The sequence below is a fragment of the Kitasatospora sp. NPDC086801 genome (assembly GCF_044745805.1).
In the GTDB taxonomy this organism is placed as follows: domain Bacteria; phylum Actinomycetota; class Actinomycetes; order Streptomycetales; family Streptomycetaceae; genus Kitasatospora.
This window is the reverse complement of sequence record NZ_JBIVAX010000078.1, coordinates 1-10,421: the sequence shown is the minus strand read 5'-3', so window position 1 is coordinate 10,421 and position 10,421 is coordinate 1. Positions and strand designations below refer to the sequence as shown.

10 protein-coding genes are annotated in these 10,421 nt (G+C 72.9%); 8 read left to right on the top strand and 2 right to left on the bottom strand.

Annotated features, from left to right (window positions below; all coding sequences use genetic code 11):
* Positions 1-90: 90 nt before the first annotated feature.
* Both ACIPLC_RS37710 and ACIPLC_RS37705 read right to left on the bottom strand, forming a co-directional pair.
* Positions 91-465, bottom strand: coding sequence for an RNA-binding S4 domain-containing protein (locus ACIPLC_RS37710; protein WP_400477582.1), 375 nt, complete (start codon positions 463-465; stop codon positions 91-93).
* Between the two features lie 34 nt (positions 466-499).
* The gene (locus tag ACIPLC_RS37705) at positions 500-949 is read right to left on the bottom strand and encodes a VOC family protein (RefSeq protein ID WP_400477581.1); all 450 of its coding nucleotides are present in this window, start codon (positions 947-949) and stop codon (positions 500-502) included.
* 82 nt (positions 950-1,031) lie between these two features.
* Here ACIPLC_RS37705 and ACIPLC_RS37700 point away from each other — a divergent pair, with 82 nt between their 5' ends.
* The 8 genes from ACIPLC_RS37700 (at position 1,032) to argH (ending at position 10,234) form a co-directional block, all read left to right on the top strand.
* Entirely contained in the window at positions 1,032-2,234 is a 1,203-nt protein-coding gene (locus ACIPLC_RS37700; RefSeq protein WP_400477580.1) for a methyltransferase, read from the top strand.
* A gap of 162 nt (positions 2,235-2,396) precedes the next feature.
* Positions 2,397-3,425, top strand: coding sequence for an N-acetyl-gamma-glutamyl-phosphate reductase (gene argC, locus ACIPLC_RS37695; protein WP_400477579.1), 1,029 nt, complete (start codon positions 2,397-2,399; stop codon positions 3,423-3,425).
* Between the two features lie 14 nt (positions 3,426-3,439).
* Positions 3,440-4,594: a bifunctional glutamate N-acetyltransferase/amino-acid acetyltransferase ArgJ gene (argJ, locus tag ACIPLC_RS37690; RefSeq protein ID WP_400477584.1), complete on the top strand. Its 1,155-nt coding sequence runs from the start codon at positions 3,440-3,442 to the stop codon at positions 4,592-4,594.
* A 144-nt stretch (positions 4,595-4,738) separates the two neighbouring features.
* Complete coding sequence (argB, locus tag ACIPLC_RS37685) at positions 4,739-5,614, top strand: acetylglutamate kinase (RefSeq protein WP_400477583.1); 876 nt, start codon at positions 4,739-4,741, stop codon at positions 5,612-5,614.
* Positions 5,611-6,816, top strand: a complete 1,206-nt coding sequence (locus tag ACIPLC_RS37680; protein ID WP_400477578.1) for an acetylornithine transaminase — start codon at positions 5,611-5,613, stop codon at positions 6,814-6,816. The genes argB and ACIPLC_RS37680 overlap by 4 nt, the downstream gene beginning before the upstream one ends.
* Positions 6,817-6,839: 23 nt before the next feature.
* Positions 6,840-7,388 carry an arginine repressor gene (locus ACIPLC_RS37675; protein WP_063346843.1) on the top strand — a complete coding sequence of 183 codons (549 nt, stop codon included), beginning with the start codon at positions 6,840-6,842 and terminating at the stop codon, positions 7,386-7,388.
* A 171-nt stretch (positions 7,389-7,559) separates the two neighbouring features.
* The gene (locus ACIPLC_RS37670; RefSeq protein ID WP_400477577.1) at positions 7,560-8,753 is read left to right on the top strand and encodes an argininosuccinate synthase; all 1,194 of its coding nucleotides are present in this window, start codon (positions 7,560-7,562) and stop codon (positions 8,751-8,753) included.
* A 44-nt stretch (positions 8,754-8,797) separates the two neighbouring features.
* The gene (gene argH, locus ACIPLC_RS37665) at positions 8,798-10,234 is read left to right on the top strand and encodes an argininosuccinate lyase (protein WP_400477576.1); all 1,437 of its coding nucleotides are present in this window, start codon (positions 8,798-8,800) and stop codon (positions 10,232-10,234) included.
* Positions 10,235-10,421: the final 187 nt, after the last annotated feature.

Below are 10,421 nucleotides of genomic sequence, written 5' to 3'. Positions count from 1 at the left end.
AGGTACGACAAACGCGTGTACGTCTTTCTCGGCACAGTCACGGTCGCCGCACTGGCCATCTGGCTCCGCTCATGATCGCGCGGACAGAACCTAGTGTCCGCGCAACTGGTCGAGGTCGCGCCGCTCCCGCTTGGTCGGGCGCCCGGCGCCCCGGTCCCGCTCGCCGGCCGTCGCGACGAGTTCGCGCGGCGGCCGCGGCGGGCTGTTGTCGATCAGGCAGTCCGCCGCCACCGTGGCGCCGACCCGCTTGCGGATGAGCTTCTGCACCACGACGACCCGCTCGTAGCCCTCCTCGCGGACCCGCACCTCGTCCCCGGGGCGCAGCGCCTGGGCCGGCTTGACCCGTTCGCCGTTCACCCGCACGTGCCCGGCCCGGCAGGCGGCGGCCGCCAGCGCCCGCGTCTTGGCGAGCCGGACCGACCAGATCCAGCTGTCCACCCGCACGCTTCCCTCGTGTTCAGCCATCCCCGGAGCCTACCCAAGCGGTCCACGACGCCGGCTAAGCCGTCTGCTGGGCCCGCTGGTGGACGGCCCGCAGCACGTCCCCGGCCGTCGGTGGGGCCTCCTGGACCGCCCAGCCGTTGCCGTCCGGGTCGTTGAAGAACACGAAGGAGTTCCACGCTTCGCCGTGCCCGTCCACCCGGGTGCCCGCCTCGAAGTGCTGGACCGGGCTGACCTCGACGCCGCGTGCCGCGAGCTCGGCGTGCGCCTTGTCGATGTCCGGCACCACCAGCTGCAGTCCCTTCACGGATCCGGGCGGCGCCCCGATGACCCCGGTGCCCACCACGATGGAGCAGGTCGAGCCCGGGGGAGTCAGCTGGACGACCCGGACCCCGTCACGCAGCCGGGTGTCGTGGTTGACCGTGAAGCCGGCCCGCTCCTCGTAGAACAGCTTTGCGCGGTCCACGTCCGACACCGGGACCACTACGACTTCGAGCTTCCAGTCCATCGCCCTCACCCCTTTCGGCCGGGCTCTTCCAGTATCCGTCGAAACGGTTCCCCGTCGGGCCGTCGGATAGCCTGAGAACACGATGAATCCCGAGATCACGCCCACCGCGGCGACCCTGTTCACCACGCCGTGGGGCGCCTTCGGCCTCACCCGCTTCCCCGAGGGCCCGCGTGAGCGGCTGCGGGCCTGGGACGCCGCCGACGAGTACCTGCTGCGCCACCTCGCGGGCGAGGCGGACAGCGCCGCCGGCGCCGCGACCGATCTGGCCGGGCGCCGGATCGTCGTCCTGGGCGACCGCTGGGGTGCGCTGACCACGGCGCTGGCCGTCCACGAGCCGGTGCAGATCGCCGACTCCCACCTCGGCCGGCAGGCCACCCTGGCCAACCTGGCGCGGGCCGGCGCCGCCGTCGACCCGGCCCGGCTGCTGACCACCAGGGACGCCCCGCCGGAGCGGATCGACGTCCTGCTGGTGCGCGTCCCCAAGAGCCTGGCCCTGCTGGAGGACCAGCTGCACCGGCTGGCCCCCGCCGTCCACCCGGGCACGGTGGTGGTCGGCACCGGCATGGTCGCCGAGATCCACACGTCCACGCTCCAGCTCTTCGAGCGGATCCTCGGCCCGACCCGCACCTCGCTCGCCGCCCGCAAGGCCCGGCTGATCTTCTGCACCCCGGATCCGGCGCTGGACCCCGGCCCCAGCCCGTGGCCGCACTGCTACGCTCTGCCGCCGGACGTCGGCCCGGTCTCCGGGCGCACGGTGGTCAACCACGCCGGCACGTTCTGCGCCGAGCGCCTCGACATCGGCACCCGCTTCTTCCTCGGCCACCTGCCGACCCCGGCGCCCGGGGCCCGGGTGGTCGACCTGGGCTGCGGCAACGGTGTGGTCGGTACGGCTGCCGCGCTGGCCGGGCCGGGTGCGGAGCTGGTGTTCGTCGACGAGTCCCATCAGGCGGTGGCCTCGGCGGAGGAGACCTTCCGCGCCAATCTGGGCCCGGACGCCCGGGCGGAGTTCCTGACCGCCGACGCGCTGGCGCCGGAGGTGGTGCCCCCGGGTTCGGTGGACCTTGTCCTGAACAATCCGCCGTTCCACTCGCACCAGGCCACCACGGACGCCACCGCCTGGCGGATGTTCACCGGTTCCCGGCGGGCGCTGCGGCCGGGCGGGGAGCTGTGGGTGGTCGGCAACCGCCACCTCGGGTACCACGTCAAGCTGCGGCGTCTCTTCGGCAACTGCCAACTGGTGGCGGGCAACCCCAAGTTCGTGGTGCTGCGCGCGGTCAAGCGGTAGCCCGGCGCCTGCCCGGCCGGTGGAGGGCCGGTGGAGGGCCGGCGGAGGGCCGGCCGGGTGGACGCAGGGCGGTTTTCGGGCGTTCTTCGGGGTCCTGACCGCAGCTTCTTGCATGAATGTTCCGTGCTGCGTATATTCATGCCACAACCAAGGAGGAACGCCATGGCATTGCGAGTCGCCGTCGCCGGCGCGAGCGGATACGCGGGCGGCGAGGTGCTGCGCCTGCTGCTCGGCCACCCGGAGGTGGAGATCGGGGCGCTGACCGGCGGCTCGAACGCGGGCACCCGGCTGGGCGCGCTCCAGCCGCACCTGATCCCGCTCGCCGACCGCGTCCTCGAACCCACCACCCCCGAGGTGCTGGCCGACCACGACGTGGTCTTCCTGGCGCTGCCGCACGGCCAGTCCGCCGCCGTCGCCGAGGCGCTCGGCGGCAACGTCCTGGTGGTCGACTGCGGCGCCGACTTCCGGCTCCGCGCCGCCACCGACTGGGAGCAGTTCTACGGCTCCGCGCACGCCGGCACCTGGCCCTACGGCCTGCCGGAACTCCCCGGCCACCGGGCCGCGTTGAAGGGCAGCAACCGGATCGCCGTGCCCGGCTGCTACCCGACGGCCGTGTCCCTGGCGCTGTTCCCGGCGTACGCGGCCGGGCTCGCCGAGCCGGAGGCCGTCGTGGTCGCCGCCTCCGGCACCTCCGGTGCGGGCAAGGCCGCCAAGACCCACCTGCTGGGCAGCGAGGTCATGGGCAACGTCAGCCCGTACGGCGTCGGCGGCGTGCACCGGCACACCCCGGAGATGGTGCAGAACCTCACCCCCGTCGCGGGCGAGCCGGTCACCGTCTCCTTCACGCCGACCCTCGTCCCGATGTCGCGCGGCATCCTCGCCACCTGCTCCGCCAAGGCGCGGCCCGGGGTGACCGCGGAGAGCCTGCGCGCCGCCTACGCCGAGGCGTTCGCGGACGAGCCGTTCGTCCACCTGCTGCCCGAGGGGCAGTGGCCGCAGACCAGCAGCGTCTACGGCGCCAACACCGCCCTCGTCCAGGTCGCGCTGGACGCCACCGCCGGGCGGATCATCGCGATCAGCGCGATCGACAACCTCGTGAAGGGCACCGCGGGCGGCGCGGTGCAGAGCATGAACATCGCCCTGGGCCTGCCCGAGGAGCTGGGCCTTCCCGTGAACGGAGTCGCACCGTGAGCAACAGCACGAACGTGGGCGTGACGGCCGCCAAGGGCTTCCGGGCCGCCGGCGTGACCGCCGGCATCAAGGCGTCCGGTACCCCGGACCTCGCCCTGGTGGTCAACGACGGCCCCGCGCTCGCCGCCGCCGGCGTCTTCACCGCCAACCGCGTCAAGGCCGCGCCGGTCGTCTGGTCCGAGCAGGTCCTCAAGGGCGGCCAGGTGTCCGCCGTGGTCCTCAACTCCGGCGGCGCCAACGCCTGCACCGGCCCGCTCGGCTTCCAGGACACCCACGCCACCGCGGAGAAGGTCGCCGAGGAGCTGGAGCTCAACGCCGGCGAGGTCGCCGTCGCCTCCACCGGCCTGATCGGCGAGCGCCTCCCGATGGACGTCCTGCTGCCCGGCGTCGCGCTGGCCGCCCGGGAGCTGAGCGCGACCGGCGGAGAGGCCGCCGCGATCGCCATCAAGACCACCGACACCGTGCACAAGACCGCCCAGGTCACCAGCCCGGCGGGCTGGACGGTCGGCGGCATGGCCAAGGGCGCGGGCATGCTCGCCCCGAGCCTGGCCACCATGCTGGTCGTGATCACCACCGACGCCGACCTGGACGCCGCCGCCCTGGACACCGCGCTGCGCGGCGCCACCCGCACCACCTTCGACCGGATCGACTCCGACGGCTGCATGTCCACCAACGACACCGTGCTGCTGCTGGCCTCGGCCGCCTCCGGCGTCGTCCCGGACGAGGCCGAGTTCGCCGAGGCGGTCCGCACCGTCAGCGCCGAGCTGGCCCGCCGGCTGATCGCCGACGCCGAGGGCGCCAGCAAGGACATCCGGATCGACGTCACCGGCGCCGCCACCGAGCAGGAGGCCGTCGACGTCGCCCGGACGATCAGCCGCAACAACCTGCTCAAGTGCGCCATCCACGGCGAGGACCCCAACTGGGGCCGGGTGCTGGCCGCGATCGGCACCACCGACGCCGCCTTCGACCCGGACCGGCTGGACGTGGCCATCAACGGCGTCTGGGTCTGCAAGGACGGCAGCGTCGGCGAGGACCGCACCCTGGTGGACATGGCCGGCCGCGAGGTCGTCATCACCGCGAACCTCAACGCCGGTACGGAGAGTGCCTCGTTGTGGACCAACGACCTCACCGCCGACTACGTCCACGAGAACAGCGCCTACTCGACCTGATGCCCGACAGGTGACGCGCGCCACCCGATGCGCGCCACCTGATCCGCGACACCCGATGCGCGACACCCGTTCGGACGAGGGACACCCGTGAAGATCGCACCCAAGGGCGAACAGGCCCGCAACAACACCGCGTTGCCCAAGGCGATGACGCTGATCGAGGCGCTGCCGTGGCTGGAGCGCTTCCACGGCAAGACCGTCGTGATCAAGTTCGGCGGCAACGCCATGGTGGACGAGAGCCTCAAGTCGGCCTTCGCCCAGGACGTCGTCTTCCTCCGCTACGCCGGCCTGCACCCCGTCGTGGTGCACGGCGGCGGCCCGCAGATCAGCGCCCAGCTGGACCGGCTCGGCCTGGAGTCCAGCTTCACCAACGGCCTGCGGGTCACCACCCCCGAGACCATGGACGTGGTCCGGATGGTGCTGGCCGGCCAGGTGCAGCGCGAACTGGTCGGCCTGCTCAACGAGCACGGCCCGTTCGCGGTCGGCATGACCGGCGAGGACGCGCACACCATGACGGCGGTCAAGCGGTACGCGGTGGTGGACGGCGAGCAGGTCGACATCGGCCTGGTCGGCGACATCGTCAACATCGAGGCCGGCGCGGTGAAGGCGCTGATCGCCGACGGCCGGATCCCGGTCATCTCCTCGATCGCGCGCGGTGCCGACGGCCACGTCTACAACATCAACGCCGACACCGCCGCGGCCGCCCTGGCGGTCTCGCTGGACGCCGAGATGCTGGTGGTCCTGACCGACGTCGAGGGCCTCTACGCGGACTGGCCGAACTCCGACGACGTGATCAGCCAGCTCACCGCGAGCGAACTGGAGAAGCTGCTGCCGGACCTGGCCAGCGGCATGCTCCCCAAGATGGAGGGCTGCCTGCGCGCCGTCCGCTCCGGCGTGGGCACCGCCCGCGTCCTGGACGGCCGGGTGCAGCACAGCCTGCTGCTGGAGATCTTCACCGACGAGGGCATCGGCACGATGGTCGTGCCGGACGACGAGCAGACCGTGACCGGGGGACTGGCATGACCGCGAACGAGCGACTGACCGGCCGGTGGCAGCACGCCTTCACCGACAACTACGGCACCCCGCGGATCCCGCTGGTGCGCGGCGCGGGCGCCAAGCTCTGGGACGCCGACGGCAAGGAGTACACCGACCTGCTCGGCGGCATCGCCGTCAACGCCCTCGGCACCGCCCACCCGGCGGTCGTCGAGGCGGTCAGCCGGCAGATCGCCACCCTCGGCCACGTCTCCAACCTCTTCATGGCCGAGCCGACCATCGCCCTCGCCGAGCGGCTGCTGGAGCTGGACGGCCGGGAGGGCGGCCGGGTGTTCTTCTGCAACTCCGGCGCCGAGGCCAACGAGGCCGCGTTCAAGATCAGCCGCCGGACCGGCCGCACCCACCTGGTCGCCCTCCAGGGCGCCTTCCACGGCCGGACGATGGGCGCCCTCGCGCTGACCGGCCAGCCGGCCAAGCAGGAGCCCTTCCGCCCGCTGCCCGGCGACGTCACGCACGTCCCGTTCGGCGACGTCGAGGCGCTGCGCGCGGCCGTCACCACCGAGACCGCGGCGGTCTTCCTGGAGCCGATCCAGGGCGAGAACGGCGCCGTCCCGCTGCCCGAGGGCTACCTGAGGGCGGCCCGCGAGATCACCCGGGCGACGGGCACCCTGCTGATCCTGGACGAGATCCAGACCGGCGTCGGCCGCACCGGCCACTGGTACGCCCACCAGGCCGTCGAGGGCGTCGAGCCGGACGTCGTCACCCTCGCCAAGGCGCTCGGCGGCGGGCTGCCGATGGGCGCGGTGCTGGCCTTCGGCGAGGCCGCCGAACTGCTCACCCCGGGCCAGCACGGCACCACCTTCGGCGGCAACCCGGTGGCCGCGGCGGCCGGGCTCGCGGTGCTGGACACCATCGAGTCCGAGGGCCTGCTGGAGCACGTCCGCAAGCTGGGCGAGCGGCTGCGCCAGGGCGTCGAGGCGATCGGCGACCCGCTGGTCTCGCACGTGCGCGGCGCCGGACTGCTGCTCGGCATCGTGCTCACCGAGCCGGTGTCGGCGCAGGTGCAGGCCGTCGCGCAGGAGGCGGGCTTCCTGGTCAACGCGGCCGTCCCGGACGCCGTCCGGCTGGCCCCGCCGCTGGTGCTGACCGAGCAGGAGGCGGACGCCTTCCTCGCCGCCCTGCCGGGCATCCTGCGGGCGGTGCGCGAGGGCGCCCCGGCCGATGCGAGCTGACCGTTGTCCGGGAGAATAACCACATGACCGTTTCCCACTCCGGCCCGTCCGCCGCAGGCCCGTCGCCGCAGGTGCCGCAGACCCGCACCGCGCGGCACCGGCGGATCGTGGACCTGCTCACCCGCCAGCCCGTGCGCTCGCAGAGCCAGCTCGCCAAGCTGCTCGCCGACGACGGACTCGTGGTCACCCAGGCGACCCTCTCCCGGGACCTGGACGAGCTGGGCGCGGTCAAGATCCGCAACCGGGACGGCGCGCTGATCTACGCCGTCCCGGCGGAGGGCGGCGACCGCACGCCGCGCGCGCCGATGGGGGAGTCGGCCAGCGAGGGCCGGATGGCCCGGCTGGCCGGCGAGCTGATGGTCTCCGCGACGGCCTCCGGCAACCTGGTGGTGCTGCGCACCCCGCCGGGGGCCGCGCAGTTCCTCGCCTCGGCGATCGACCAGGCGGAGGTGTTCGAGATCATCGGCACCATCGCCGGCGACGACACCGTGCTGCTGATCAGCCGGGACCCGGCGGGCGGCCAGGCGCTCGCCGACCACCTCATGCAACTCGCCCAGGCGAAGGCGCAGTAGCGCGCCACGACGCGATACCCCGAGGCGCCACGACGCGCCACGACACGAAACCCCGACCGGCGGAGACTTCCCCGGCCGGGGTTTTGTGTTTCATACGGAGTAGTGCATACTTATGCCTGTCGCCGTAAACCTGTACGGAAACCCTGTACGTAGAGCTGTAAGGAGAAAGCCGTGGCCGAGCGCGTCGTACTCGCCTACTCGGGCGGACTGGACACCTCCGTCTGCATCGGCTGGATCGCCGAGGAGACGGGCGCCGAGGTCATCGCCGTCGCCGTCGACGTCGGCCAGGGCGGCGAGGACCTGGAGGTCATCCGCCGGCGCGCGCTGGACTGCGGCGCCGTCGAGGCCGAGGTCGCGGACGCCCGCGACGAGTTCGCCGACGAGTACTGCCTCCCGGCGATCAAGGCCAACGCGCTCTACCAGGGCCAGTACCCGCTGGTCTCCGCGCTGTCCCGGCCGGTCATCGTCAAGCACCTGGCCGCCGCCGCCCGCAAGCACGGCGCCACCACCGTCGCGCACGGCTGCACCGGCAAGGGCAACGACCAGGTCCGCTTCGAGGTCGGCATCAACTCCCTGGCCCCCGGCCTGAAGTGCATCGCCCCGGTGCGCGACTACGCGATGACCCGGGACAAGGCGATCGCCTTCGCCGAGGCTAAGGGCCTGCCGATCGCCACCACCAAGAAGTCCCCGTACTCGATCGACCAGAACGTCTTCGGCCGGGCCGTCGAGACCGGCTTCCTGGAGGACATCTGGAACGCCCCGATCGAGGACGTCTACGACTACACCCAGGACCCGGCCGCCCCGCGCGAGGCCGACGAGGTGGTCATCACCTTCGACGCCGGCGTTCCGGTCGCCGTCGACGGTCGCAAGGTCACCGTCCTGCAGGCCATCGAGGAGCTGAACAAGCGGGCCGGCGCCCAGGGCGTCGGTCGGCTGGACATGGTCGAGGACCGGCTGGTCGGCATCAAGTCCCGGGAGATCTACGAGGCCCCCGGCGCGATCGCCCTGATCACCGCCCACCAGGCCCTGGAGAACGTCACCGTCGAGCGCGAACTCGCCCGCTACAAGCGGCAGGTGGAGCAGCGCTGGGCCGAACTCGTCTACGACGGCCTCTGGTTCTCCCCGCTCAAGCGTGCGCTGGACGGCTTCGTGAACGAGGCCAACCAGTACGTCTCCGGCGAGATCCGGATGGTCCTGCACGGCGGCCGGGCCGTGGTCAACGGCCGCAAGTCCGACCAGTCGCTGTACGACTTCGACCTCGCCACCTACGACACCGGCGACACCTTCGACCAGTCGATGTCCAAGGGCTTCATCGAGATCTTCGGGATGTCCTCGAAGCTCGCCGCCCGCCGCGACCTCGCCTGATCCCCTCCCGTCCGCATCCCCCTTCCCCGTCAGGAGCCCACGCGATGTCCGCCGACCAGCACGCCGACCAGACCGCCGACGTCCGCCTCTGGGGCGCGCGCTTCGCCGACGGCCCGTCCGAGGCGCTGGCCAGGCTCTCCGCCTCGGTCCACTTCGACTGGCGCCTCGCGCCGTACGACATCGCCGGCTCCAAGGCCCACGCCCGGGTCCTGCACAAGGCCGGCCTGCTCTCCGACGACGAGCTCGCCGCGATGCTGGCCGGCCTCGACCAGCTGCTCGCCGACGTCCAGGCGGGCACCTTCACCGGCACCGTCGCCGACGAGGACGTGCACACCGCCCTGGAACGCGGCCTGCTGGAGCGCCTCGGCGCCGACCTCGGCGGCAAGCTGCGGGCCGGGCGCTCGCGCAACGACCAGATCGCCACCCTGTTCCGGATGTACCTGCGGGACCACGCCAGGACCATCGGCGCCCTGGTGCTCGACCTCCAGCACGCCCTGGTCGGCCTCGCCGAGGCGCACCCGGACACCGCGATGCCGGGCCGCACCCACCTCCAGCACGCGCAGCCCGTCCTCTTCGCCCACCACGTCCTCGCGCACGTGCAGGCCCTCGGCCGGGACGCCGAGCGGCTGCGCCAGTGGGACGCCCGCACCGCCGTCTCCCCGTACGGCTCCGGGGCGCTGGCCGGCTCCTCGCTCGGCCTCGACCCGCAGGCCGTCGCCGCCGACCTCGGCTTCGAGGGCGGTTCGGTCGGCAACTCCATCGACGGCACGGCCTCGCGCGACTTCGTCGCCGAGTTCGCGTTCGTGACCGCGATGATCGGCATCAACCTCTCCCGGATCGCGGAGGAGGTGATCATCTGGAACACCAAGGAGTTCGGCTTCATCACGCTGCACGACGCCTTCTCCACCGGTTCCTCGATCATGCCGCAGAAGAAGAACCCGGACATCGCCGAGCTCGCCCGGGGCAAGTCCGGCCGGCTGATCGGCAACCTGACCGGCCTGCTGGCCACCCTCAAGGCCCTGCCGCTCGCCTACAACCGGGACCTCCAGGAGGACAAGGAGCCGGTGTTCGACTCCTGCGACACGCTGGAGGTGCTGCTGCCCGCGTTCACCGGGATGATGGCGACCCTCACCGTGCACCGGGAGCGGCTGGAGGAGCTGGCCCCGGCCGGTTTCTCGCTCGCCACCGACATCGCCGAGTGGCTGGTCAGGCAGGGCGTGCCGTTCCGGGTCGCGCACGAGGTGGCCGGCGCCTGCGTCAAGGTCTGCGAGGCCGAGGGCATCGAGCTGTCCGACCTGACGGACGAGCAGTTCGCGGCGATCTCGGTGCACCTGACGCCCGAAGTCCGGTCGGTGCTCAGCGTGCACGGCGCCATCGCCTCGCGCAACGGGCGCGGCGGCACCGCACCGTCGGCGGTGGCGGTCCAGCTCGCCGAGGTGAAGGCGGACCTGGCGCGGCAGCAGGAGTGGGCCCAGGTCTGACCGCGGGTCGGTGGGGGAGGGGGGGGGCGGGGCCCCCCCGGCCCCCCCCCCCCCCCCCCCCCCCCCCGCCGGGGGGGCCCCCCCCCCCCCCCCCCCGGCGGCTCCGCGCCCCGCGCCCCGCGAAGGAGGAGAACCGTGACCGCGCGAACGCTCGCGGCGGCCGCCCTGCTCGCCCTGGCGGCCGGCT

Bases quoted from the DNA above. Each gene is read 5' to 3' on its own strand.
- argB (WP_400477583.1), top strand. From the start codon at position 4,739: ATGACGCTGATCGAGGCGCTGCCGTGGCTGGAGCGCTTCCACGGCAAG.
- ACIPLC_RS37710 (WP_400477582.1), bottom strand. From the start codon at position 465: ATGGCTGAACACGAGGGAAGCGTGCGGGTGGACAGCTGGATCTGGTCG.
- argC (WP_400477579.1), top strand. From the start codon at position 2,397: ATGGCATTGCGAGTCGCCGTCGCCGGCGCGAGCGGATACGCGGGCGGC.
- ACIPLC_RS37675 (WP_063346843.1), top strand. From the start codon at position 6,840: ATGACCGTTTCCCACTCCGGCCCGTCCGCCGCAGGCCCGTCGCCGCAG.
- ACIPLC_RS37700 (WP_400477580.1), top strand. From the start codon at position 1,032: ATGAATCCCGAGATCACGCCCACCGCGGCGACCCTGTTCACCACGCCG.
- argH (WP_400477576.1), top strand. From the start codon at position 8,798: ATGTCCGCCGACCAGCACGCCGACCAGACCGCCGACGTCCGCCTCTGG.
- ACIPLC_RS37705 (WP_400477581.1), bottom strand. From the start codon at position 949: ATGGACTGGAAGCTCGAAGTCGTAGTGGTCCCGGTGTCGGACGTGGAC.
- ACIPLC_RS37680 (WP_400477578.1), top strand. From the start codon at position 5,611: ATGACCGCGAACGAGCGACTGACCGGCCGGTGGCAGCACGCCTTCACC.